The organism is Faecalibacterium sp. OM04-11BH (assembly GCF_003482185.1).
GTDB classification, from domain to species: Bacteria; Bacillota; Clostridia; order Oscillospirales; family Ruminococcaceae; genus Faecalibacterium; species Faecalibacterium tardum.
On record NZ_QULS01000006.1, the window covers coordinates 136,451 to 161,186 of the forward strand.

General features: G+C 59.3%; 22 protein-coding genes. 13 read left to right on the forward strand and 9 right to left on the reverse strand.

The genetic code is table 11. The annotated features are described in order from the left end of the window. Window positions 1-48 precede the first annotated feature (48 nt). The 4 genes from DXB44_RS07470 to DXB44_RS07485 all read left to right on the forward strand — a co-directional run bounded on the left by DXB44_RS07470 (window position 49) and on the right by DXB44_RS07485 (window position 6,092). Window positions 49-1,365, forward strand: a complete 1,317-nt coding sequence (locus DXB44_RS07470; RefSeq protein WP_118658261.1) for a 2-hydroxyacyl-CoA dehydratase — start codon at window positions 49-51, stop codon at window positions 1,363-1,365. Between the two features lie 83 nt (window positions 1,366-1,448). Further along, entirely contained in the window at window positions 1,449-2,354 is a 906-nt protein-coding gene (locus tag DXB44_RS07475; RefSeq protein ID WP_118658262.1) for a hypothetical protein, read from the forward strand. Between the two features lie 130 nt (window positions 2,355-2,484). After that, complete coding sequence (locus tag DXB44_RS07480) at window positions 2,485-5,067, forward strand: TetM/TetW/TetO/TetS family tetracycline resistance ribosomal protection protein (protein ID WP_118658263.1); 2,583 nt, start codon at window positions 2,485-2,487, stop codon at window positions 5,065-5,067. A 125-nt stretch (window positions 5,068-5,192) separates the two neighbouring features. Further along, a complete protein-coding gene (locus DXB44_RS07485; protein WP_118658264.1) occupies window positions 5,193-6,092 on the forward strand; it encodes an NAD(P)H-hydrate dehydratase in 900 nt (299 codons plus the stop codon). 69 nt (window positions 6,093-6,161) lie between these two features. Here DXB44_RS07485 and DXB44_RS07490 read toward each other — a convergent pair whose 3' ends face one another. From DXB44_RS07490 to DXB44_RS07505, 4 genes are all read right to left on the reverse strand, one after another. Continuing rightward, window positions 6,162-6,896 carry a nitroreductase family protein gene (locus DXB44_RS07490; protein WP_118658265.1) on the reverse strand — a complete coding sequence of 245 codons (735 nt, stop codon included), beginning with the start codon at window positions 6,894-6,896 and terminating at the stop codon, window positions 6,162-6,164. Window positions 6,897-6,918: 22 nt separating this feature from the next. Continuing rightward, a complete protein-coding gene (gene tsaD / locus DXB44_RS07495; RefSeq protein ID WP_118658266.1) occupies window positions 6,919-7,926 on the reverse strand; it encodes a tRNA (adenosine(37)-N6)-threonylcarbamoyltransferase complex transferase subunit TsaD in 1,008 nt (335 codons plus the stop codon). A gap of 1 nt (window position 7,927) precedes the next feature. Continuing rightward, window positions 7,928-10,501, reverse strand: coding sequence for a DNA polymerase I (gene polA, locus DXB44_RS07500; RefSeq protein WP_118658267.1), 2,574 nt, complete (start codon window positions 10,499-10,501; stop codon window positions 7,928-7,930). Between the two features lie 274 nt (window positions 10,502-10,775). Next, the gene (locus DXB44_RS07505; protein ID WP_005925145.1) at window positions 10,776-10,964 is read right to left on the reverse strand and encodes a ferredoxin; all 189 of its coding nucleotides are present in this window, start codon (window positions 10,962-10,964) and stop codon (window positions 10,776-10,778) included. Window positions 10,965-11,076: 112 nt separating this feature from the next. On the opposite strand from DXB44_RS07505, the gene DXB44_RS07510 reads away from it, so the two are divergent. Further along, window positions 11,077-11,418, forward strand: a complete 342-nt coding sequence (locus DXB44_RS07510) for an arsenate reductase family protein (RefSeq protein WP_118658268.1) — start codon at window positions 11,077-11,079, stop codon at window positions 11,416-11,418. Between the two features lie 102 nt (window positions 11,419-11,520). Beyond that, a complete protein-coding gene (locus tag DXB44_RS07515) occupies window positions 11,521-12,429 on the forward strand; it encodes an Ice-structuring protein (protein WP_118658269.1) in 909 nt (302 codons plus the stop codon). Window positions 12,430-12,536: 107 nt separating this feature from the next. Here the strand turns inward: DXB44_RS07515 and DXB44_RS07520 are convergent, their stop codons facing one another. Next, window positions 12,537-13,538 (reverse strand): glycosyltransferase family 2 protein, encoded by a 1,002-nt coding sequence (locus DXB44_RS07520; protein WP_118658270.1) that lies wholly within the window; start codon window positions 13,536-13,538, stop codon window positions 12,537-12,539. 222 nt (window positions 13,539-13,760) lie between these two features. Between DXB44_RS07520 and DXB44_RS07525 the strand changes: the two genes are divergently transcribed. Genes DXB44_RS07525 through DXB44_RS07535 form a run of 3 tightly spaced genes read left to right on the forward strand, consistent with a single transcriptional unit; the run spans window position 13,761 to window position 15,641 of the window. Then, window positions 13,761-14,138 (forward strand): GntR family transcriptional regulator, encoded by a 378-nt coding sequence (locus DXB44_RS07525; protein ID WP_118658271.1) that lies wholly within the window; start codon window positions 13,761-13,763, stop codon window positions 14,136-14,138. Then, window positions 14,131-14,829: an ABC transporter ATP-binding protein gene (locus DXB44_RS07530; RefSeq protein ID WP_055186056.1), complete on the forward strand. Its 699-nt coding sequence runs from the start codon at window positions 14,131-14,133 to the stop codon at window positions 14,827-14,829. Before DXB44_RS07525 ends, DXB44_RS07530 begins: the two co-directional genes overlap by 8 nt. Further along, the gene (locus tag DXB44_RS07535; RefSeq protein ID WP_118658272.1) at window positions 14,823-15,641 is read left to right on the forward strand and encodes a hypothetical protein; all 819 of its coding nucleotides are present in this window, start codon (window positions 14,823-14,825) and stop codon (window positions 15,639-15,641) included. The genes DXB44_RS07530 and DXB44_RS07535 overlap by 7 nt, the downstream gene beginning before the upstream one ends. 68 nt (window positions 15,642-15,709) lie before the next feature. Here DXB44_RS07535 and DXB44_RS07540 read toward each other — a convergent pair whose 3' ends face one another. The 4 genes from DXB44_RS07540 to DXB44_RS07555 form a co-directional block, all read right to left on the reverse strand. Then, window positions 15,710-16,267, reverse strand: coding sequence for a DUF4358 domain-containing protein (locus tag DXB44_RS07540; RefSeq protein WP_118658273.1), 558 nt, complete (start codon window positions 16,265-16,267; stop codon window positions 15,710-15,712). Window positions 16,268-16,423: 156 nt separating this feature from the next. Continuing rightward, entirely contained in the window at window positions 16,424-16,864 is a 441-nt protein-coding gene (locus DXB44_RS07545) for an Lrp/AsnC family transcriptional regulator (RefSeq protein ID WP_015536797.1), read from the reverse strand. A 530-nt stretch (window positions 16,865-17,394) separates the two neighbouring features. After that, window positions 17,395-18,660 (reverse strand): GTPase HflX, encoded by a 1,266-nt coding sequence (hflX, locus tag DXB44_RS07550; protein WP_118658274.1) that lies wholly within the window; start codon window positions 18,658-18,660, stop codon window positions 17,395-17,397. Further along, entirely contained in the window at window positions 18,657-19,265 is a 609-nt protein-coding gene (locus tag DXB44_RS07555) for a GNAT family N-acetyltransferase (protein ID WP_118658275.1), read from the reverse strand. The genes hflX and DXB44_RS07555 overlap by 4 nt, the downstream gene beginning before the upstream one ends. A 117-nt stretch (window positions 19,266-19,382) precedes the next feature. Between DXB44_RS07555 and DXB44_RS07560 the strand changes: the two genes are divergently transcribed. The 4 genes from DXB44_RS07560 to DXB44_RS07575 are packed head-to-tail and all read left to right on the forward strand — an operon-like array spanning window position 19,383 to window position 24,717. Continuing rightward, complete coding sequence (locus tag DXB44_RS07560; RefSeq protein WP_243111078.1) at window positions 19,383-21,200, forward strand: bifunctional homocysteine S-methyltransferase/methylenetetrahydrofolate reductase; 1,818 nt, start codon at window positions 19,383-19,385, stop codon at window positions 21,198-21,200. Continuing rightward, window positions 21,197-22,186 carry a glycosyltransferase gene (locus DXB44_RS07565; protein WP_118658277.1) on the forward strand — a complete coding sequence of 330 codons (990 nt, stop codon included), beginning with the start codon at window positions 21,197-21,199 and terminating at the stop codon, window positions 22,184-22,186. Before DXB44_RS07560 ends, DXB44_RS07565 begins: the two co-directional genes overlap by 4 nt. Before the next feature lie 18 nt (window positions 22,187-22,204). Continuing rightward, a complete protein-coding gene (locus tag DXB44_RS07570; protein ID WP_118658278.1) occupies window positions 22,205-23,734 on the forward strand; it encodes an oligosaccharide flippase family protein in 1,530 nt (509 codons plus the stop codon). Further along, window positions 23,731-24,717 carry a glycosyltransferase family 2 protein gene (locus DXB44_RS07575; protein WP_118658279.1) on the forward strand — a complete coding sequence of 329 codons (987 nt, stop codon included), beginning with the start codon at window positions 23,731-23,733 and terminating at the stop codon, window positions 24,715-24,717. The genes DXB44_RS07570 and DXB44_RS07575 overlap by 4 nt, the downstream gene beginning before the upstream one ends. Window positions 24,718-24,736: the final 19 nt, after the last annotated feature.

Consider the following 24,736-nt stretch of genomic DNA (forward strand, 5'->3'; position numbering starts at 1 on the left):
GAAGCCTTTGCGGGGACTATCTTGTTTAGAGCAACATAGGAGGAACCTATGGAATATCATTATCCTAAATTTACCCCGGAGATGAAAAAGACCCACACCATCCTTATCCCCAACATGGCCGTTACCCAGTTCCGGCTCATGGAGTACGCACTGCGCTGCGAGGGCTATAAGTGTGAGCTGCTGGGCAACTGCGGCAGCGCCGTGGCGCAGCTGGGGCTGAAGTATGTCCATAACGATACCTGCTACCCGGCGCTGCTGGTCATCGGCCAGTTTCTGGATGCGCTGAACAGCGGCAAGTACGATCTGGAGCACACGGCCCTATTGATTACCCAGACCGGCGGCGGTTGCCGCGCCTCCAACTACATCCATCTGCTGCGCAAGGCGCTGGTCAAGGCCGGTTACCCGCAGATCCCGGTGGCAAGCCTGAACTTTTCCGGTCTGGAAAAGGACAGCGGCTTCCAGATGACCCTCCCGCTGGCGCGCAAGTGCATCGCCTGCATCTTCTACGGCGATATGCTGTGTGCGCTGCGCAATCAGGTGGCTCCCTACGAGAACGAAAAGGGCGCTGCTGACCGCATGGTGGATCGCTGGATCGCCCGTCTTGGCCGTGCACTGCTGGCAGGCAAGGGCTTTACTTCCCGGGAAATGAAGCACACCTTCCCGCTCATCGCGAAAGACTTTGCCGCCATCCCGGTCACCCGGGTACCCAAGGTCAAGGTGGGCGTTGTGGGCGAGATCTACGTCAAATACAGCCCGCTGGGCAACAACGACCTGCAAAAGTTTTTGGAAAGTCAAGACTGCGAGGTGAACTTCCCCGGTCTGATGGGCTTTGTGCAGTACTGCGCTTTCAACATGGGCGAGGATCATGTGCTGTACGGCGGCAAGCTGGCTGTAAAGGTGGGCACTGACCAGTTCCTCAACTGGCTGGACAGCGTGGAGCGTGTCATGCTCAAGGCAGAGACGGACGCCGGGTTCTATGCGCCGGGCCCCTTCAAGGAGCTGGTGGAAAAGCCCAAGGGGGTTATCTCGCTGGGCGCAAAAATGGGCGAGGGCTGGCTGCTGACCGCCGAGATGATCGAGCTGGTGCAGGGCGGCTACGGCAACATCGTGTGTGCGCAGCCCTTTGGCTGTCTGCCCAACCATATCGTGGGCAAGGGTATGGTGAACAAGATCCGTGCGCTGTACCCCAGCGCCAACATCACCCCCATCGACTACGACCCCAGTGCTACCCGGGTCAATCAGGAAAACCGCATCAAGCTGATGCTGGCGGTGGCAAAGGAGCGGCTGAACGCCCCCGCAGAAGCCCAGCCGCTTACGGCAGAGCAGCTCGCAGGCGGCGCCCCTCAGGTCGGCGCTACCGTGTAACAAAAGCAAATACGATAAAAACAGGGGAGCCGCTGCACGGCATTTTTACGCAGCAGCTCCCTTTTTGCAGGAAAGGAACCCCTATGGAAAAGCCCGCAGCTGCCTATTATCATCTGCCCGGCCTGTTCGAGTTTTACGAGCTGTACCGCCGCTTTTTGCCGCTGTACCGGGAGCACCGGGAATATTTTTACGACTGGTGCGCCATCGGCTCCATCTACGGCGCTCCGGCGGGCTGTATCTGGGGCGGGGGACGCATCTCCTGCGGCGGGGCAGCTGCGCGCGAGGTGCTGGCGCTATTGCGGGAATACGGCATCTCCGGGCGGCTGACCTTCAGCAACTCCCTGCTGCGGGCCCAGCACCTTGCCGACCCGCAGTGCAACGCCCTGTGTGAGCAGTTTGCAAAAAGCGGCGGTGTGCCAAACGGCGTGATCGTCCATTCCGACCTGCTGGCGGACTATCTGCAACAGCGCTGGCCGGAGCTGTATCTGGTGTCCTCCACCACAAAAGTGCTCACGGATTTTGCGCAGTTGCAGCAGGAACTGGCAAAGCCGCAGTTCCGGTATGTGGTGCCGGATTTCCGGCTGAACCCGGCGCTGAAACAGCTGCGCACCCTGCCGCCGGAGCAAAAAGCCAAGGTGGAGTTTTTGTGCAATGAGTGCTGTTGGTTCGGCTGCACAGAGCGCAAGCGCTGCTACGAGACGGTCAGCCGTCAGAATCTGGGCGAGGACTGCCCGGACCACCGCTGCACCGCCCCGGATGCCGCCGAGGGCTACCGCTTTTCCAAGGCGATGCGCAGCCCCGGGTTTATCGGGGTGGAGGACATCCGGCAGCGGTATCTGCCCGCAGGCTTTTCCCAGTTCAAGATAGAGGGCAGGGGGCTTGGCAGTGCACTGGTGCTGGAATTTCTGCTTTACTACATGATAAAGCCGGAATACCAGCTGCAGGTGCGGGAGGCAATCTATCTGGACAATATGCTGGATCTTTTTTAAGAAAACAGCACCGGGCAGACCATTTTCTGTCCGGTGCTGTTTTTTGCCTGCGGGATTTGCGCCCGAAAACTTTCTTTTCCCGGCAAAGCGTGTTACAATAAACAGGAAATAATAGTTATAGGAGCAGTGCATGGAAACAACGCAAAAACAGATCGTACTGGGCATTCTGGCCCATGTGGACTCCGGCAAGACCACCCTCTCCGAGGCCATGCTCTACCGCGCCGGTGCTATCCGCAAGCTGGGGCGGGTAGACCACGGAGATGCCTTTCTGGACACCGACAGCTTGGAAAAAGCGCGCGGCATCACCATCTTTTCCAAGCAGGCGCTGCTTACGGCGGGCAATACCTCTATTACCCTGCTGGATACCCCCGGCCATGTGGATTTTTCCACCGAGACCGAGCGCACCTTGCAGGTGCTGGACTATGCCGTGCTGGTGGTCAGCGGAACGGACGGCGTGCAAAGCCATACCGAAACGCTGTGGCGGCTGCTGCGGCGCTACCATGTGCCCACCTTTGTATTCGTGAACAAGATGGACCTGCCCGGCATGACCCGGGAGCAGCTGCTTACCCAGCTGAATCACCGCCTTGGCGAGGGTTTTGTGGATTTTGGCGCAGAGCCTGCCGCCCGCAACGAAGCACTGGCGCTGTGCGATGAGCAGCTGATGGAAAAAATGCTGGACGCGGGAACCTTGACCGATGCCGACATTATCCCCGCAGTTGCCCGGCGGCACGTTTTTCCGTGCTGGTTCGGGGCGGCGCTGCGGCTGGACGGGGTGGATGCACTTCTGGAGGGGCTGGACCGTTACACCCGCCCCGCCCCGGCGCTGCACGCCTTTGGTGCAAGGGTGTTCAAGGTATCACAGGATGAGCAGGGCGCACGCCTGACATGGCTGCGGGTCACCGGCGGGAAGCTGAAGGTAAAGGCTCTGCTCTCTGGCGAAGCAGACGGCGAGCCGTGGGCAGAAAAGGCGAACCAGCTGCGGCTGTACTCCGGCGCAAAATATACCCTGACCGAGGCCATCGGCCCGGGACAGGTATGCGCCGTGACCGGCCTGACCCATGCAAAGCCCGGCACCGGGCTTGGGGCAGAGCGGGACAGCGACGTGCCGGTGCTGGAACCGGTGCTCAGCTATCAGGTACTGCTGCCGGAGGGCGCGGATGTGCACGCCGCGCTGGGTAAGCTGCACCGGCTGGAGGAGGAAGAACCCCAGCTCCATGTGGTGTGGAACGAAAGCTTGGGCGAAATTCATGTGCAGCTGATGGGCGAGGTGCAGCTGGAAGTGCTGCGCAGCCTGCTGGCAGAGCGGTTCGGGCTGGAAGTGTCCTTTGGCCCGGGAGGCATTTTGTATAAAGAAACCATCACTGAGCCGATGGAAGGTGTGGGACACTACGAGCCGCTGCGCCACTATGCCGAGGTGCATCTGCTGCTGGAACCGCTGCCCCGGGGCAGCGGGATGCAGTTTGCCGCCGACTGCCGGGAAGAGGTGCTGGACAAAAACTGGCAGCGGCTGGTGCTGACCCATCTGGAAGAAAAGCAGCACCTTGGCGTTCTGACCGGCGCACCGCTGACCGATGTGAAAATCACCCTGCTTACCGGCAAAGCGCACCTCAAGCACACCGAGGGCGGAGATTTCCGGCAGGCCACCTACCGCGCCGTGCGGCAGGGGCTGATGCTGGCAAAAAGCCAGCTGTTAGAGCCGTGGTATGCCTTCCGGCTGGAAGTGCCGGTGGAGAACATCGGCCGCGCCATGAGCGATATCCAGCGCATGGAGGGCAGCTTTGACCCGCCGGAAAGCGGCGCGGAGACCGCCACCCTGACCGGCTTTGCGCCGGTATCCACCATGCGCAGCTACCCCATGGAGGTGGTCAGCTACACCCGGGGCAGGGGACGTCTGAGCCTGACGCTGGACGGTTACCGCCCCTGCCACAACGCGCAGCAGGTCATTGCAGAAATCGGCTACCAGCCGGAGCATGATCTGGACAACCCCGCAGATTCCGTATTCTGTGCCCATGGTGCGGGCTTTGTGGTGCCATGGAGCGAGGTGCGCAGCCACATGCACGTTGAAAGCGGTTGGGGCAAGGCAAAGCCCGCCCGCCCGGAGGTGCAGGCTGCGCCTCAGCGCCGCGCTATGGCCTACTGCGCCACGCTGGAGGAGGATGCCGAGCTGCTCAAGATTTTTGAACGCACCTACGGCCCCATCAAGCGGGACCCGCTGGCGGCTTTCCGTCCGGTGCAAAAGACCGAACGCCCGGATTTTGCCGCCGAACAGTGGGAAATTGCCCCGGAGTATCTGCTGGTGGACGGCTACAACATCATCTTTGCGTGGGACGAGCTGAACGCACTGTCAAAGGAAAGTCTGGACGCCGCCCGCCATCGGCTGATGGACATCCTGTGCAATTATCAGGGCTACCAGAAATGCGTGCTCATTCTGGTGTTCGATGCCTACCGCGTGCCCGGCAGCCCCGGCGCCATCGAGCAGTACCACAACATCCATGTGGTCTATACCAAGGAGGCCGAGACCGCCGATATGTTCATCGAGCGGGTCACCCACGAGATCGGCAAAAGCCGCCGCGTCCGGGTGGCGACCTCGGACGGCATGGAGCAGGTCATTATCCTTGGTCACGGCGCACTGCGCGTGTCCGCCCGGATGTTTCACGAGGAAGTGCAGAACGTGGAAAAGCAGATCCGCGCCCTTGTGCAGGGACAGATATAAAGGCTGACCCCCTGTGAAAATGGGATATCGGAATGCCTGCGGGCGTTCCGATATCCCGAGTACAAATAAAATTTTCTTTCTTGTGAAAAAGTCGATTTGGAAAATCGTTCTCTGGAGGTGTGCCCATGGCTGTGGAAATTACCGAAGAATTTGTCTGGCAAAGCATTCCGCCCCGTGCCCGGGAAAGCCACAAGGGCAGCTTTGGCAGCGTGCTGGCGGTGGCGGGCAGCGCCTTTTACCGGGGCGCGGCCCTGCTGGCAACCGAGGGCGCACTGCGCACCGGGGCGGGCATCGTTACCCTTGCCAGTGTAGAGCCGGTGGTCAGCGCCGCCGTCACCCGCCTGCCGGAGTGCTGCCTGTGCCCCTGTAAGGAGGGCGCACAGGGCGGCATTGCACCGGAAAATGTGCCGCTGCTCCGGCGACAGAAGGCTACCGTGCTGCTGCTGGGTCCCGGTCTTGGCGGCACAGCGCAAAGCGCCGCCCGGGCAGCAGAGACCCGCACGCTGGTGCAGCAGCTGCTGCCCGGCTTTGCGGGAGCTGCGGTGCTGGACGCGGACGGTCTGAACGCCGCCGCGCAGCTGCTGGCAGAGGGCAAGCCCTTCCCGCACCCGGCGGGGGAGCTGGTGGTCACCCCGCACCCCGGCGAGATGGCGCGCCTGACCGGCCTTTCGGCAGCAGCGCTTGCCGCCGACCGGGAGGGGGCCGCCCTGCGGTATGCCAAGGCGTGGAATGCCGTGGTGGTGCTGAAGGGGGCACGCACCGTGGTGGCAAGCCCGGACGGGCGGGTGTGCGTGAACCCCACCGGAAATCCGGGACTTGCCCGGGGCGGCAGCGGGGATGTGTTGGCGGGCATGCTGGCGGCGCTGCTGGCCTGCGGTCTGCCCGGCTATCAAGCTGCCGCCTGCGCGGTATACCTGCACGGTGCCGCCGCCGACCGCGCCGCCGCAAAGCGCGGTGAGTACGGAATGTTGCCCCACGATATCCTGCCGGAGCTGGGCGCACTGTTTGCGGAAAACCAGAGATAAACAAAAAGCGGCAGCTGCACAAAACGCCGTGCAGCTGCCGCTTTTTGTTGCTGTAATTTGCGGTTCAGATTACCGGAACTGGCCGAGGTATTCCTCCACCGAGCGGGTCATCTCTTTGGAGAAATCGGAGTTATACTTGCGGTTGCAAAAGGCGGTGCACCACTGGTCAAAGGGCGCGTTGCCTGCCTTGTAGCCAAAGGTGTCCCGCAGCTCTGCACCGTCCATGGTGCGGTAGCCGTTTTCGTGCACGATATGCTCCATGGCGCAGCGCTGGGGCTTTACGCGGTCCTTCTGCTGCTGGGTGGGCCAGCCGAACACCAGCATCACCGCCGGGAACACATAGTCCGGCAGGTGCAGCAGACTGCGCTGGGTGTCGCAGTTTTCCATGATGTCCCCGATGTAGCACGAGCCGATGCCAAAGCTTTCGGCGGCGACCACGGCGTTCTGGGCGGCAATGGCGGCATCGGTGACTGCCAGCATCAAATCGCCTACACCCGGGGTGCGGGGCGTGCAGCCGGCTTCTAAGTAGGCATCGTACCACTTTTTGCAGTCGGCGCAGAACACCAGCACCAGCGGTGCTTTGGCAATAAAAGGCTGGTGGTCACAGCTTTCGGCCAGCGCTTCCTTCAGCGCCGGGTCGGTGATGTCTAAAATGGTATACAGCTGCTGACAGCCCGCAGAGGGCGCCTGTGCGGCAGCTTCCAAAATGGCCTGCTTCATCTCGGCAGGGATGGGTTTTTCTTCATACACCCGCACCGACTTGCGGTCGAACAGGCTTTGCAGGATAGGATTGCGCTCAGTCATGGGAACACCTCCGATGTTGTGTTTATTCATAGTCGATGGACAGGGTGGGCAGGCCGTTCAGCTCCAGCCCGGCGGTATGCCCGGCAATGTACTGGTAGTAGCCCTGTGCGGCGATCATCGCGCCGTTGTCGCCGCAGAACTTCAGCTCCGGCAGATAGACCTTTGCGCCCAGCTTCTGGGCACCGTCATTTACCAGCTGGCGCAGACGGCCATTGGCGGCTACGCCGCCAGCAAGACACACCTGCTTTGCCCCGGTATCGGCGGCAGCCAGCAGCAGCTTTTCGGCCAGAATGCCCGCAATGCGCTCCTGAAAGCTGGCGGCAAGGTCGGGCACGTTCACCTCCTCGCCCTTCATCTGCGCCTTGTTCACCTCGTTGAGCACGGCGGTCTTTAAGCCGGAAAAGCTCACGTTGTATTTGCCCTCCACATGGGGCACCGGCAGGCGGTAGGCTTTGGGGTCGCCAGTCTTGGCGGCGGCGGCTACGCTGGGACCGCCGGGGTAGGGCAGACCCAGTGTGCGGGCCACCTTGTCAAAGGCTTCGCCCGCAGCATCGTCTACGGTATGACCCAGAATGTGGTAGTGGGTGTAGTCCTGCACCTCCACGATGTGGCTGTGCCCGCCGGACGCCACCAGACACAAAAAGGGCGGCTTGAGTTCCGGGTGGGTCAGGTAGAGCGCGGCGATGTGTCCCCGCAGATGGTGCACCGGCACCAGCGGCTTGCCTGCCGAGTAGGCCAGACCCTTGGCAAAGTTTACGCCCACCAGCACCGCACCGATGAGCCCCGGCGCAAAGGTGACAGCTACGGCGTCCACATCGTCTATGGTCTTGTCGGCGTCCAGTAGAGCCTTTTTGACCGTAGCACTGATAAACTCGCAGTGGCGGCGGCTGGCGATCTCCGGTACAACGCCGCCGTACAGCGCCTGCTCCTTGACGCTGGTGGAAATGACGTTGCTCAGCAGGTGCCGTCCGTCCTCCACCAGTGCAGCGGCAGTTTCGTCACAGGTAGACTCGATTCCGAGAATGATCATTTTAGTGTGCCTCCAGCCAGTTTTTGCCTGCGTGCACATCGGTGCTCAGGGGCACCGCGTACTGCACACAGCCTTCCATTTCCTCCCGCAGGATGCGGGCAGCCTGCTCGGCCTCCGCCTCCGGGGCCTCCACGATCAGTTCGTCGTGGACGGTCAGGATCAGGCGGCTGGCCATTTTTTCGTCCCGCAGGCGCTTCCACACCCGCACCATGGCCAGCTTGATCACGTCCGCAGCGGTGCCCTGAATGGGGGTGTTGCGGGCCATGCGCTCGCCGCTGGCGCGCACGTTGAAGTTGGTGCTGGCCAGCTCCGGCAGGGTGCGGCGGCGACCGAACAGGGTGGACACATAGCCGTTTGCCTTTGCGTCCGCGATGGTCTTGTCCATATAGCCGCTCACGCTGGGGAAGGCAGCCAGATAGTTTTTAAGGAAGGCGTCTGCCTCCTTCACGGTCACGCCGATATCCTTGGAAAGGCTGTACGCGCCCTTGCCGTACATGATGCCAAAGTTGATGGCCTTGGCAGAGGAGCGCAGCCGTGGCGTCACCTCGCTCTGCGGAATGCCGTAGATCTTGGCGGCGGTGCTGCGGTGGATGTCCTCACCGTTCAAAAAGGCCTGCTGCATGTGTTCGTCCCCGGTGATGTGCGCCAGAATGCGCAGTTCGATCTGGCTGTAATCCGCATCTACCAGCACACAGCCCGGCTTTGCAACGAAGTAGGCGCGCAGCTGGCTGCCCAGTTCGGTGCGGATGGGGATATTCTGCAGGTTGGGATTATCGGAGGAGAGCCGTCCGGTGCGGGCTTCGGTCTGGTTGAAGGTGGAGTGAATGCGCCCATCCTCACCGATGACCTTGAGCAGACCCTCCACATAGGTGGAGTTCAGCTTCTGGTAGGCGCGGTACTGCAAAACGTCCTCCACCAGCGGGTACTCACGCAGGCTTTCCAGCGTTTCGGCGTCGGTGGACCAGCCGCGCTGGGTCTTTTTGCCGTGGGGCAGACCCATGGTGTCGAACAGCATCTCGCCCAGCTGCTTGGGGCTGTTGGGGTTGAAGGTGGCGCTGCCGGTCTCCATGTGGATGCGGGTCAGCACCTGTTCCAGCTCCTCCCGCAGCTTTACACCGAACTGCTCGATGCCGTCTTTATCCACCAGCACGCCGGTGCGGGTCATGTCGGCCAGCACCTGTGCCAGCGGGAACTCGATCTCATTATACAGTGCATCCTCGCCGCAGGCGGTGATCTCGGCCTTCATCCGGGCAAACAGGTCGGCCAGCCGCCCGGCATCCGGGTAATCGGTGCAGGTAAAGGCAGCAGCGGCCTTGTAGGCGGGGATCAGCTCGCTGATCTGATACTTGGAGGCAGAGGCGTCCAGCAGATAGGCGGCCAGCTTGCCGTCCCAGACGATGCTGCTGCCCCAGCCGCCGGCAGCCATGGCCTTGGCGTACAGGGGTGCGGAGTTGAACACATCCAGCGTTACATCGGCGTTGTCCAGCAGCCGCACTAGGTCGGTATCCTCCAGCGGGTAGATGGTAGTATCCTGCACAGCGTACCAGCTTTCCGGCTGCAATACCACGTTACGGGTGCCCTGCTTGCCGGTAACGGCGGGGCGGGCAGCCACCAGATAATGCCCGGCGGGGGTCAGGGGCAGGGGTGCGAGTTCGGCTTCCGGAAGCTCCACAGCCTGCTCTTCGGCGGCAGCTTCCGACGCTACACCGTCCAGCCCGAACCGCGGGATCAGGGAGTGAATCTCCAATTCCTGCAAAAGCCGAACGGCGGCAGGTTTGTTGCCCTCACCCACGGTGTAGGAACCCTCGGCGGTGTCGATGGGGGCGTCAGTGCGGATGGTGCCCAGCGTGTGGCTCAGCTCGGCCATGGGCTTATCCTCGAGCAAGTGCTCCCGCTGCTTAGGCTTGATGCGCTTGTCGTCAATGTTCTGGTACACGCCCTCCAGCGAGCCGAAAGTCTGCACCAGCGAAAGGGCGGTCTTTTCGCCGATGCCCTTCACGCCGGGGATGTTATCCGAGGTGTCGCCCATCAGGCTCTTCACCTCAATGAGCTGCTTGGGCGCAAGGCCGTATTTTTCCTGAATGGCGTCCTCGTCCATCACCACGGTCTTGCTGCGCCCCATCACGGTGGCAGCCAGCAGCACGGTGGTGCTCTCGCTCACCAGCTGCAGGCTGTCCCGGTCTCCGGTGGCAAGGAAGCAGTCGTCCTTGCGGGCGGCGCAGGCAGCAGCCAGCGTGCCCAGAATATCGTCCGCTTCCCAGCCCTCGGCGGTAACGGTGCGGTAGCCAAGGTCTGCCAGCAGCTGCTTGAGCACCGGCATCTGCTGTGCCAGCTCCTCGGGCATGGCGTGGCGGGTGGCCTTGTAGCCATCGTACATTTTATGCCGGAAGGTGGGGGCTTTCAGGTCAAAAGCCACGGCCACCTCGTCCGGCTGGCACTCCTTGAGCAGGGAGAGCAGAATGTTTAAAAAACCATAGATGGCGTTGGTATAACGTCCGTCCTTGGTGGTCAACAGCTTGATGCCATAAAAAGCGCGGTTGGCAATGCTGTTGCCGTCAATGACCAGTAAACGCATAATGCAGTTCCTCCGTTGCGTAATCTTACATCTTATAGTATAGCACAAAACCGTACCGCGCGGGAACTTTTTACGCAAAAAAGAGAAGTGGCTGCTTTTCGTGGTGCCGTCTCTCATAAAAATGCGATTGTCACGGCTCGTAAGCCGTGACAATCGCATAATTTATAATGTTCTTCTGCTGCCTATGCCCAAAGCAAAGCGGAGGGCATTTCAAATCGTCCCACTGCAAAAAAGCTGCCGCACAAGCTGTGCAGCAGCCTTACCGGTGCCGGGCTTATTCCTCGATGCGGATGGCGCTTACCGGGCAGCTTTGGGCTGCGGTGACGGCCTGCGGCACCTCCTCCGGCGGGATGGGGCCGGGCTCTGCCACAGCCAGAACTCCCTCCATGCGGAACACTGCGGGGCACAGCCCGGCACACTGGGTACAGCCGATGCACAGTTCAGGGTCTACGAATGCGTTCATGCAAACACCTCCTTTGCGGAAAGCATTGCCCGTTTTGCCGCAAATTATGCCTATGCAAGCGGTTTACGGTGTGGTACAATAAGACCGCCGGGAACCGGCAGGAGGAGATAAGATGAATATCCAGATCTTTGGCACGAGCAAGTGCTTTGATACCAAAAAGGCGCAGCGCTATTTCAAGGAGCGTGGCATCAAGTTCCAGACGATCGACCTGAAGGAAAAGGGCATGAGCCGGGGCGAGTTTGATAACGTGGCGCGCGCTCTGGGCGGATGGGAAGCACTGGTAAATCCGGCAGCAAAGGACAAGCAGACCCTTGCGCTGCTGGACGCGCTGGTGGACTGGCAGAAGGAGGACAAGCTGTTTGAAAACCAGCAGCTGTTCAAGACACCCATCGTGCGCAACGGACGCAAGGCCACCGTGGGCTACCAGCCCGAGATATGGAAGGACTGGGAATAAAAAGCCTGCTTTCACAAAAAAACCACCGGTACAGGTTTTGCACTCTGCGGCCGGATGTGGTATACTGTTGGGTAGACAAAAAACTTTGGGAGATTCAGACCAATGAAAAATACGATCACCCCGGAAGAACACGCCCGGATCAAGCGCCGCCGCTGGCGGCAGACCTTGGGTCTGCTGATCACGGTGCTGGTGCTTATCGGGTTTATTACGGTGCTGCGGGCCGGTGTGGGCCTTGTGGCAAACCTGTTTGACGATACCGCACAAAAGCAGGAATACGAGGACAAGTTGGAAGGCCTGGTATTGTTCGACCCCATGCCCTTTGACGGCATTGAGAACATCAACGACCTGACCCTGCGGGAGGCAGCTGTGTGGGGCTGTGTGTACAGCATTCAGGAGACGCAGGGCGGCTTTGATAACTACAATACCGACCCCGAGACCGAGCAGCTGCTGCTGCCCTCGGTGGAAGTGGATGCCTATCTGGCAAAGCTGCTGGGCCCCGGCTTCAAGCTGACCCACCGCAGCTTTGACATGGAGGATATGACCGTCGAGTTTGACGAGACCACCCAGTGCTACAAGATCCCCATTACCGGTACGGTGGGCTACTACCGCGCTACCGTGGTCAAGCTGTTCAAGCGCAGCGGAAAACTGCACGTTACCGTGGGTTATATCCCCACCGCCAGCGCGGACGACAGCATCATCAATCCCTCCTCGGACACCCCCACCAAGTATATGGATTACCTGTTCGAGCGCCAGAGCGGCAGCTGGTATCTGACCGGCCTGACCGAGAGTGAGACGAAACCCGAAAGCGCCGCAAGTTCCGTTGCCGCGCAGCCGGAGCCTATGGCGGAAAGCGATGTACAGGACGCCATTCTGGCCACTGGCGGAGATTCCGCTGCGGCAGATTCGGCTGCTGCATCGGCTGTCCAGCCGGAAGCGCAGGCAGAAGCGGGTGCAGATAGCGCCGTGGCAGAAGCCCCTGCCGCTGAGGATGCCGCCAGCACCGCAGCGTAAAATGTAAATGCAAAAGGGACCGTTGCACAGCTTTTGTGCAGCGGTCCCTTTTATCATGGGCGTTTTTTCACGGCAGGGACGCAGCGGAAAACGGCTTCCTGCCGGTGTTACTTCAAATCAAATCTGACTACCACCAGCCGATACCACAGGTAGGGCACCATGTTCCAGATCATCCACAGTTCCATCAGGATATAGTTGGGCAGGTCTTTCAGGCGGAAGGGGCGCTTGCCCAGCTTGCCCGCTTTGAGCAGGGCAAAGGCCTCGTGCATTCCCTTGTCCCAAGCCTCGCCAAAGCCCTGCTTGTGGAACTTGTAGCACTTGAGCAGATAGCCCAGCGCCAGCGGGATAAAGTTGAGCACCAGCATCAGCAGCGGCTCGTTTTTGAGCGGCAGCAAAATGCTGTTGCGGCCGCTCTGCTGGCTTTTAAAGGCGTTGTAGCGCACAGCGCCGGTGCTGGCACCGCAGATGTGGTAGCACTTGGCAGCGGGGCAGAGTACGTTTTTGTAGCCGGCATTGTTGGCGCGCCAGCTCAGGTCTACGTCCTCAAAGTAGGCAAAAAAGTGCTCGTCAAAGCCGCCGATCTCGTCCAGAATGCTTTTGCGGTACAGCGCTGCGCCGCCGCAGGCCGAGAAGATACGCTTTTGCTTGGTGTAGCGGCTGACGCGGCGGCCATCGCCGGTCTTGCAGGCAAAGCCCATCCATGTTACATAGTCCCCGGCATCATCGGCCAGTTCCCGCTCAAAGTGCCGGATCATCAGGCTTTGCACCGCAAAAATTTTGGGGTCGGCATCGGCGGTGCGCAAAAGTTCTGCCAGCCATTGCGGCTCGGCAAAGGCGTCGTTGTTGAACAGCACCACATATTTGCTCTGCGCCCGGGCAATGCCCTGATTCACTGCGTAGGAAAAGCCGGTGTTGCGCCCGTTTTCGATCAGGGTGAAGTTGGGGCGGGTGCAGTAGCTGCGGGCTTGTTCCAGACTTTCATCGGTGGAACCGTTGTCCACCACGATCAGGTCAAAATCTTGTTCGGTCTGGGCGTAGATGGACTCGATGGAATCCTTCAGCCAGCCCTTGCCGTTGATGTTTGGGATAATGATGGTCGCTTTTATCATAAAAGTTACTCCTGTTTTCGTCAATTACAGAGAGAGTATATCATATTATCGCAAAAATGCAAACCTCTCGGATAACGCCTGCCCTCGTTTGCAAGGCAATGCCCGGGGAGCTGTGACAGAATTGGCTAAAAAAATTGTATGAACCCCTTGACACAATCTGAAAAATGAGTATTATTGTATTAGGCACTTAACACAGAAACACAAAATGCAGGGAGGGCTACGATGAGTGAACAATTTGATTCCAGCCGTCCGATCTATGCACAGCTGGTAGAGCGGTTGAAGGCGAAGATCCTTGCGGGGACATACCCGCCCGGAGGACATCTTGACTCGGTGCGGGATATGGCCGCAGCCGCAAGGGTGAACCCGAATACCATGCAGCGTGCGCTGGCACAGCTGGAAACGGAGGGGCTTGTCCGGACCGAACGGACGGTGGGCCGCTATGTGACGGAGGATACCATGTTGATCGAACAATTGCGTGCCGCGACCGCGGAAAAGTTCGCGGAAGAATTTCTGGAAAAGATGCGGGGCATCGGGTACAGCCCGGCGCAGGTCGCCGAATTGCTGGCCCGTCAGACGAAAGGAGAACCGAATCATGAGTGAACTTCTGACCTGTGAAGGGCTGACAAAACACTACGGCGCAAAAACCGCGCTGGACGGTGTGGATCTGCACATCGGCTTTGGGAAGATCGTTGGCCTGCTGGGGCCGAACGGCAGCGGCAAGACCACCCTGATCAAACTGGCAAACGGTCTGCTGCAGCCTGACAGCGGCAGCATCCGGATCGCCGGGATGAAGCCCGGCGTGGAGAGCAAGGCAATCGTATCCTACCTGCCCGATGCCGACTGGCTTCCCGGCTGGATGCGGGTAGAGCAGCTGGTGAAGATGTTTGGGGACTTCTATAAGGACTTCGATCCGGCCCGGGCGAATGAGATGCTGGCAAATCTGGAACTTTCCCCCAAAGACGTCCTCAAGACCCTTTCCAAGGGCAACCGGGAAAAGGTGCAGCTCATCCTTGCCATGAGCCGGAATGCCCGGCTCTATCTGCTGGATGAACCCATCGGCGGCGTGGACCCGGCGGCACGGGATTATATCCTGCACACCATCCTGTCCAATTACAGCAAGGACGCGACCGTCCTCATCTCGACCCACCTGATCGAGGATATCGAGCCGGTGCTGGATGAGGCCATCTTCCTGAAAGAGGGAACGGTCTTTGCTCACCGCAGTGTGGATGAGATCCGTGAGAATGAGGGAATGAGCGTGGACGCATATTTCCGGGAGGTATTCAAATGCTGAAAAATCTGTTGAAGTATGAATTCCGGGCGACCGGACGGACCTATGGCGGCCTGTATCTGGTCTGGCTGCTGGTTGCGCTGGCAATGGGGATCTCGATGCGGGACGAAGTCTGGGACAATGGCAGCAGCCAGATCTGGGCATACCTGATGTTTGCCTACTTTGCCATCGGGGTTGCCATCGGAGTGGTCTGTATTGTGACGATCATCCAGCGGTTCACCAAAAATCTGTTGGGGCGGGAGGGCTATCTCATGCACACCCTTCCGGTCCATCCAGAGCAGCTGGTTGCGTCCAAACTCATTTCCAGCATGGTCTGGGTGATCTGCAGCGGAGTGGTCGGGATCCTGTCCGTCCTTCTGATGCTGGTCGGCCTGGGCGCCTTCGAGGATTCCAAAACGGTCATCAATGGGGAGACGATCACGACGGGCTGGGGCGATGTCCTGAAATTCAGCTGGAAGGAGATCCAGAGCATCGGCGGTGAATTCTGGAGCGAGCTGGCGTGGATCATCGTCCTTGGTCTGGCGGGCGTTGCAGTCCTCATCCTCTGTATCTACGCCGCCTGCATGATCGGGCATCAGTTCAGGAACCATTCCACGATTGCCAGCATTCTGGCCTTCTTCCTGTTGCAGCTGATTCAGGGCAAACTGGATGCAGGCGGCGGGATCCGGGTGATCGTTGGCTCTGTGGCAGCGATGCCGATGGCTTATTCCGCCAGCGGCAATCCCTGGCTCGTCCTTCTTGTAACGATTCTGATCGGCGCAGTCTATTTTGTCCTTACCAGCTGGCTGATGAAAAATAAGCTGGATCTGGAATAAGCATAAAAACCAAACCCCGGCCGTTGCAGATGAAACATACTGCAAAGGCCGGGGTTTATGCGGGAAAATTATTTTGCGAGAGCCTTTTCAATGTTCGCCAGAATGGTGTCGTGATCCTCGGCGCAGACCAGAACCACTTCGCCGGTGGGGGCTACGGTGACGGTGGCAGCCTTGGCCACGAGGTACTGATCCTCCAGATAGTGCTCCATGGATTGTTGCTCGCTGGCAACGTAGGCCTCCAGTGCTGCCTTTACCTCATCGGTCTTGCCCTCGGCAGGCTTCACGATGGCAACGGCGTAGCTGCGCACCATCATGCTGGAAATGCTGGCGGCAAAGGCAGTGTACTGGTCATCCTCCAGGTTCAGCAGGGGCATCAGGATGTCCCGGATCTCCTCGTTCAGCTGGTCGGGCTCGTACTCGGCGCTGTAACCGTCAATGGCGGTAAACTTGCCGTCCTCGCCCTTGGTAAAGATCATATCGTACTCGTTGTCCTCGTCGCTGCGGGCGTCGTGGATGATCTGGGAGTAGTCCTTGGGGGTGGAGCTGTCGGCCTTGCTGCCGCCGGAGCAGCCAACCAGAGTAAACAGGGTCAGCCCTGCCAGCAGGGCGGCGATGAATTTTTTCATAGTATTGCATTTCCTTTCATAGTGCTGTGTGTGGAAGGCGCAGCCGGGCGCGCACGTTACAGGTAGTGTGTGCCGGTTTTGGGCTGCTATTCTGGATACGAACCACCGCACCGCAAAATTGCAGGGAAAAGTAACAGTTTTATGAACAGCACCCGCTTACAGCATCAAAGCGTCCAGATCGCCGTGGTTCACCGGGGTGGACAGGATGATCTGGGTGCTGGTGGTGCCCAGCTTCTGGAACTGCAAAATCAGATGCTCCAGCTGTGCCATGCTGCCGCAGCTGACCTTGACCAGAAAGGTGTACGCACCGGTAACGTGGTAGCATTGCAGCACCTCGCGGCTGTTTTGCAGCAGCTCCAGAAAGGCATCCTGCTTGGAGGGGGCAACCGAAAGGCTGATGAGCGCATCCACATACATCCGGTCTGCCGGACGGTTCAGCGTGACGGTATAGCCGCTGATGATGCCGTCCGTTTCCAGCTTATGGATACGGCTGGAGACTGCCGGGCTGGTAAGCGACACCTGTTCCGCAATTTCTTTGACGGGCATCCGTGCGTTTTTTGCCAGAAGGGTGAGGATTTTGCGGTCAAGATCGTCCATGAGAAGAGCCTCCTTCAAAATATGTTGGATTGTATAAAATTTTCTGAAAGTAAAGTTTTTGTGTTGTGCAAACCCACAGAAATGGAATATAATTTCGTTTCTGAAATTCTATGTTAATTATATAAAGTTTTTACAAAAAAGTAAAGTATTATTTTAAAGCAAAATCCGAAAATCCTGTTTGACAAGAAAAGAAAAACGGGTATAATACATCATGCAAGGCAGCGCAATGAATAAAAGTCTGCCAATGATATTGAGATTCACCACTTTATATACTTTCCCACCCCTCTATACACAAAAACCCGCTGCCAGGCGGGTTTTTGTGTTTGTTGGGGCTTTTTTCTTTTTCACAAAAGAGTGCAACGGTAAACAACGAACTTGCCCTGCGGAGCAGCTGTTTCCGGTCACGACTCCACCCGTGAAAATGCAAACCCGGAAAGTCCGCAGACTTTCCGGGTTTGCTCTATATCAAAATATTATTCCGCTGATGATAGCCAGAGCGCAGCGGAGGCTATTTAAAACGTATGCACCTATCAGACCAGATAGCCCTCAAAGCAGTGCAGGTCCTCGGTCTTGACGATGCCCTCCAGATACAGCCCGTCCTCCCGGTATTCCTCCACCTGCACGCTGCCGCGCTCCCGCATGGGGGCGGCAAGCCCCAACTTGTCGTAGGGCAGCAGCACACGGATGGTGTGCACCCGGTCGCTGAGCACCTCGTCCAGCTTTTGCAGCAGCTTGTCCAGCCCGTAGCCGGTCTTGGCGCTGGTCAGCAGGATATCGGGGTCAAAGCTCAGGGTGTTGGGCTTGTCGCACTTGTTGTACACGGTCAGGCGGGGGATGTCGGCACAGTCCAGCCCGTCAAGCACCTCGTCGGTGACAGAAAGCTGTTCCTCGCGCTGTTCATCCCCGGCATCTGCCACCCGGATGATCACATCAGACCATGCGGCTTCCTCCAAGGTGGACTTGAAGGCTTCCACCAGATTGTGGGGCAGGCGGGACACAAAGCCTACTGTGTCCACCAGCAGCACCGCCATACCGCTGGGCAGCACCAGCTTGCGGCTGGTGGGGTCCAGTGTGGCAAACAGCATATCGGCTTCGGCTACGCTGGGGCCGCACAGGGCGTTCATCAGGCTGGATTTGCCCACGTTGGTGTAGCCCACAAGGCTTACCACGGGCATCCCGGTCTTGGCGCGTGCCTTGCGGCTCTCGCCCCGGCGCTTTTCCATCTCGGCCAGCTTCTCGGCCAGCGCATCGATGCGGGCGTGCACATGGCGGCGGTCCAACTCCAGCTTGGTCTCACCGGCACCGCGGCGGGCACCGCCGCCACCGCCACCGCCGCCGCCCTGACGGCTCAACGCCTCGCCCATGCCCTGCAGGCGGGGCAGACGGTAGCGCAGCAGCGCCAGTTCGGTCTGCAATTTGCCCTCGTTGGTCACGGCGCGGCTGCGGAAGATCTCCAAAATCAGCATGGTGCGGTCGATGACCTCCAGCCCGCCCAGCGCGTTGGAGATGTTGCGGATCTGGCTGCCGGTCAGCTCGCCGTCAAACACGGCGCATTCCGCGCCCATTGTCTGGGCGGCAAGAGATGCTTCCTCCAGCTTGCCGCTGCCCAGCACGATGCCGGTCTCCGGGGTCTGGCGCTTCTGGGTGATCTGCGCCACGGCCTCCATGTGGTTGGCCTCGCACAGGGCAGAAAGCTCTGCCAGACTGCGCTCGCAGTCCCAAAGTCCCTGATCCAGTGCCAGCAGCACCACCTTTGTGGGAGGGGTCTCGGTCAAAATATCATAAAGTTCGCTCAAAGTAAGTCCTTTCTGTTATCGTAGCGTTCTTTTGTCAGCAGATAGCACCGGCATTCCACCGGTGTGCCGTCGAATTTGTGGTAAACATCGTCGTGGTGGTACACAAAGCCGGCCTTTTCCATCACCCGGCCGCTGGCGGGGTTGTGCACCGCATGGCAGCAGGTGAGAAAGGTACCACCCACCTGATGGAACCAGAAATCCACCACAGTCTGCAGCGCTTCGGTGGTAAGGCCCTTGCCCCACCACTTCTGTCCGATGCAGTAGCCCGGCTCCCAGATGCCGCCGGAGAGGTCTAACCCCGGCCACTTGGTCTTTTGCTGCGGCTCACCCAGCAGGGCGTTGCACAGGCTGATAGAGCCGAACACCTGCCCGGTGGCCTTTTCCACCATGGCCCACTGGTAATAGTCCGGGTTCGGATACAGCTCTGCCCACGCCGAAAGCAGTTCCCGGGTCTCGGCAGGGCTTTTGTGCGGCTCCCAGCGCAAAAAACGGGTCACAGCCGGATCGGTTGCCCAGTTTGCGTACATCTGCGGGGCGTCCTGCGGCAGCAGACGGCGCAGCAGCAGCCGGTCGGTCTCCAGTTCTAGTGTGCCGGTATGGCGCATGATACATCCTCTCCCTTTTCTCAAAAGTTATTCCTAAAATAGCACAAAAACAGCCGCGCCGCAAGCGAAATCAAGAAAACCGCTTGACCGGATGGGTGAACTACGATAAACTGAAAGATGAAATCTTTTTATAGGGAAGGGAAAGTATCGATGTTGGATGTGCGCAAACTGTTGACCCGGCGTCCGCTGCTGTTCGATGGCGGCATGGGTACCTATTATAAAACAAAACCGGGGCAGGAGTGCGAACAGGCAAACCTGACCGACCCCGAGGGCATTCTGGCGGTGCACCGGGCGTATCTTGCTGCCGGAGCGGACGCCATCAAGACCAACACCTTCAGCCTGCCGCGTCTGGCGGCGGCGCAGCAGCCCGGCTGGGAGCAGCTGGCAGATGCTGGCTGGCAGCTGGCAGCAAAGGCCGCCGGGGAGACCGGCGCGGCAGTGTTTGCCGACCTTGGCCCCGCACCGGATACCGAGAACTTCCCGGCAGAGCAGGTGTATCTTGCCGTGGCAAAGCGCTTTGCGCTGCTGGGCGCACGGAATTTTCTATTCGAGACCCTGAGCACCGAGGACGGCGTGCTGGAAGCGATTCGTGCGCTGAAGCGGACCGTGCCGGAGGCCTTTGTGCTGGTGTCCTTTGCGGTGCTGCCGGACGGCTACACCCGCGAGGGTCGTTACTGCGCAGAACTTGTGCGCCGCATGGCGCAGAGCGGCGTAGTGGATGCCGTAGGTTTGAACTGCGTGTCTGCCCCGGGCGCGATGCGCGCGCTGGTGCAGCAGCTGGGGGATGCGGGGCTGCCGCTTTCGGTCATGCCCAATGCAGGCTATCCGGTGGTGGCACGGGCGCAGGTGCGCTATCAGGGCAAGCCGGAATATTTTGCCCGGGAGCTGAGCCGCCTTGCCGCCGAGGGCGTGCGCATTCTGGGCGGCTGCTGCGGCACGACACCGCAGCATATTGCTGCCCTGCGCACCGCACTGGACGCTCTGCCGGAAACGCTGCCCGCAGCCCCGGCTGCAAAGCCTGCCGAAGCGGCAAAGTCTGTGGTGGAAATGGACGACGCCTTTCTGCGCAAGCTGCGCGCCGGGCAGCGGGTCATCGCGGTGGAGCTGGATTCCCCCAAGGACGCCGACCTGACGGCCTATCTCGAGGGTGCCCGCCGGTTGCAGGCTGCCGGTGCCGACCTGCTGACCATTGCAGACTGCCCCATTGCCCGGGCGCGGATGGATTCCTCGCTGGTGGCCTGCCGGGTGCACCGGGAGCTGGGCATGAACGTGCTGCCCCACATGACCTGCCGGGACCGCAACCTGAACGCCACCAAGGCGCTGCTGCTGGGATTGTACGCCGAGGGTGTGCGGGAGGTGCTGGCCATTACCGGCGACCCCATCCCCACCGCAGAGCGGGACGAGGTGAAAAACGTGTACCAGTTCAACTCCCGCAAGTTGGCGCAGTATATCGTATCGCTGGCCGGGGAAGGGCGGGAGATGCCCAGCCCCATCACGGTGTTCGGTGCGCTGAACCTGAACGCCCGCAACTTTGAGGTGGAGCTGCGCCGCGCCGCAGAAAAGCTGGAAAACGGCATGAGCGGTTTCCTCACCCAGCCGGTGCTGTCGGCACAGGCGGTGGAAAATCTGAAAAAAGCCCGGGAGACGCTGGGTGAGCAAGCAAAAATTCTGGCCGGCATCCTGCCGGTGGTCAGCCAGCGCAACGCCATCTTTATGGAAAACGAGGTCAACGGCATCCATGTGGACGAGGCCATCATCCAGAAGTTTGAGGGGCTGGACCGCGCCGCAGGTGAGGAGCTTGGACTGGAAGTCTCGGTGCAGGCAGCTAAGGCGGCTGCGCCCTATGCGGATGGCTTTTACCTGATGACCCCCTTTAACCGGGTGGCGCTGATGGAGCGGCTCATTGCCCGCCTGCGCACGGAGGTGACGGATTGAACAACGTAGAACGAGCGCCGGAAGGGGAAAAAGCACCGCTGCTCAGCATCATTGTGCCGGTGTATAAGGTGGAAAACTATCTGCCCAAATGTATTGATTCCATTCTGGCGCAGACCTTTACGGACTTTGAGCTGATCCTTGTGGAGGACGGATCACCGGACGATTGCCCTGCGCTATGCGATGCCGCCGCCGAAAAAGATGCCCGCGTCCGGATAATCCACCAGAAAAACGGCGGGCTTTCTGCCGCCCGCAACGCCGGGCTGGACGTAGCAAGGGGCGCATGGATCGGCTTTGTGGATTCAGACGACTACATTGCACCGGAAATGTATGAAGTGCTGTACCAAGCCGTGCAAAGTACCGGGGCAGACCTTGCCCTGTGTGATTACGCCGAGGTGGACGAGGCGGGAGTGCCATGTCAGTCGATGCACGTCCGTCTTGAAAAAAAGGTCTTTGCCGGGCAGGATTTACTGAAAAATGCTACAGATTCGATGATCCAGCCTGCGTGGAACAAGCTGTACCGCCGCGCCGTCTTTGCGCAGCTGCGCTACCCGGAGGGAAAGCTGAACGAGGATCTGTTCCTGATCCCGGAGGTCTGTTTGCAGATCCAAAAGGCCGTGGTGGTGCCAAAGGCGTTGTATTATTATGTACAGCGCGGCGGCAGCATTATGAGCGGCAATAAAACGCTGCGCCATTTCGACGCTGCCGAGGCGGCACAACGGTATTGGGACTGTCTTGTGGAAAACGCTGCATACGATGCACTGGCAAATGCGGCAAAATTTACGATGGGCAGCGTGAGCCGGGTGTACCGGCAGCTGCCCCCGGCGCTGCGCAAAGCACCTCGCAGCCGGGAAATGCTGCGGATGCAGTTTAAGGTGGTCAGCCGCACCCGGAGGTACTGCGCCGTCCCGGGCGGGCTTTGGCTGCAAAGCTGGCTGCTGTGGCACTTTCCGCAGACATACAGTCGGCTGCGGGAACTCAAGGGCTGAGGAGAAAGAGAAAAACGCATGAGAACACGCTATTCTATCATCAACATGATGGTCAACATCGGCGGGCAGTTTCTGACGATGCTGCTCTCCTTTATCAACCGGATGGTGTTCATCCACTGCCTATCGGCTGCCTATCTGGGCGTCAACGGCCTGTTTACCGATGTGCTCAGTATCCTTAATTTTGCGGAGCTGGGCATTGGTACGGCTATGGTGTTCAGTATGTACGAGCCGGCCGCTCGGGATGACGAGCGGAAGCTGGCGCAGCTGATGAACCTGTACAAGTGGATGTACCGGGCGGTGGCGGCCACGGTGCTGCTGTTCGGGCTGGTGTTGCTGCCGTTTCTGCCACACCTCATCAAGGGCGGCGAGGGCATTGAGCATATCACACTGATCTACATGATGTATGTGGCAGCCTCGGCCAGCTCCTATCTGCTGAACTACAAAAGCTCTATCTATCAGGCCTATCAGAAGAGCTATCTCTGTACCGGATGGACTCTGGTGTGCGAGTGCATCCGCACCGTCGTGCAGATCGTGGCGTTGCTGCTGACGGGCAACTTTATCCTGTACCTTGCCATCCAGCTGGTGATACAGTTTATACCCAACATCATGATCTCCCGCATGGTGGATAAGGAATTTCCCTACTTAAAGAAATACCGTGAACTGCCGGACAGGGAGGAGAGGAACGGCATCCTGAAAAACATCGGCGCCATGAGTATGCACAAGCTGGCGATCGTCATTGTGCGCAACACGGACAGCCTGCTGATGTCCTCCTTCATCGGGCTGGCAACGGTAGGAATTTACTCCAATTACCGGCTGGTGCTCAACGCGCTGAACAACCTGATGACCAAGGTCGTCACAGCCTTTTCCGGCAGCGTGGGCAACTTTGCAGCACTGGAAAACTCTGACCGGCTGTATCAGGTGTATAAAGAAATGGATTTTCTCTTTTTTGTGCTGTCCGGCTACCTGACCGGCGGGCTGATGATGCTGCTCAATCCCTTGATCGCCCTGCTGTTTGGCAGGGAATACTGTTTCCCGATGACGACCGTGACGATCATCGTGGCGGAATTTTACATCACGCGGATGCGGCAGACGAACCTGTTGTTCCGGGAGGTCATGGGACTGTTCTGGAACGACCGCTATAAGGCTGTGGCAGAGTCCGCCATCAATCTGGTAGTCTCCCTTGTGCTGGTGCAGCGTTACGGCGTGACCGGTATTATCGGGGGCACTATCATCAGCACGCTGTGCACCTGTACTTGGATAGAGCCTTATATCTTTTTGAAATACGGCGTTCAGGACGCATGGCAGAAAAAGCTGCGGGCTTATTTTGCGCAGTATCTAAAGCGGCTGCTGCTCACGGCAGCGGTCTCGGCGGCAGCGGTGCTCTGGGTGCGGCGCTTCCCGGTAGACAACTTCGGCGTTTTTATTCTGGACGGTGTGCTTTATACAGCCGTATTCGCAGGGGTGATCGTATTGCTCTACCGGCGCAGCGCGGAGTACGCGGAGCTGAAGCGGCGTGTACAGGAGATCTTGAAAAGGAGAGCCGGATGAATACAGAAAAAAGCCCCCTGATCTCGGTGATCGTACCGGTCTATAAGGTGGAAAAGTATCTGCCCGCGTGTCTGGACAGCCTGCTGGCGCAGACCTACCGGAATTTTGAGCTGATCGTTGTGAACGATGGTTCGCCGGACGACTGCTGGCAGATCATGCAGCGCTATGCGGCGCAGGATGCCCGGGTGCGCATTTTCAACAAAGAAAACGGTGGGGTGTCCTCGGCGCGCAATTTTGGGCTGGATGTGGCAAGGGGCGAATACATCGGCTTTGTGGATTCCGACGACTTTGTGCTGCCGCAGTATCTGGAATGGCTGTACGATGCCTTGTGCAGTTGCGGCACTCGCATGGCTATGTGCCGCTACCGCAGCATACGGGAAAACGAGCCCCTGTGGACAGTGACGGAATGCCCGGTACCGCAGAGGATCACGGCGGAAAACTACTCGTGGATGCGGGAATGGAGCGGCGGGCACTGCTGGCGGATGCTGACCCACCGGGAGCTGCTGCGGGATATCCGTTTTGATCCGGCATTGCTTTATGGGGAGGATACTCTGTTTTTTGTGATGGAATTTCTCGAGGCTGGCAGTCTGGCGTTTTTGAACTGCCCGCTGTATGCCTATCTTGAACGACCAGATTCTGCCGTGCGGCAGAAGCCGAGCCTGCGCTTTTATACGGCGGCACTGGCATGGGAACGGGTCTGGCAGCTGGCAAAGGAGCAGCCGGATCCCTTCCGCAGTACTACGGATCAGCGCTGCATCATGTCCTGCGCCGAGGTATATTTCCGGCTGGTCAACCAGCCGGAGCGGGACCCGGAAAAGGAAAAAACACTGCTGGAACTGGCAAAGACGCACCGCCGCGCTGCGTGGAAGATCCCATTAGAGCACAAAAGCCAGAAGCTGCAGGCGCTGATGGTGAGCTACTGCCCGCATTTGGGCGCAAAGGTATGGAAGCTGGTGCGTTGGGTGAAAGGTTTGAAAAACTGATTGACAAATCCCACAAAAA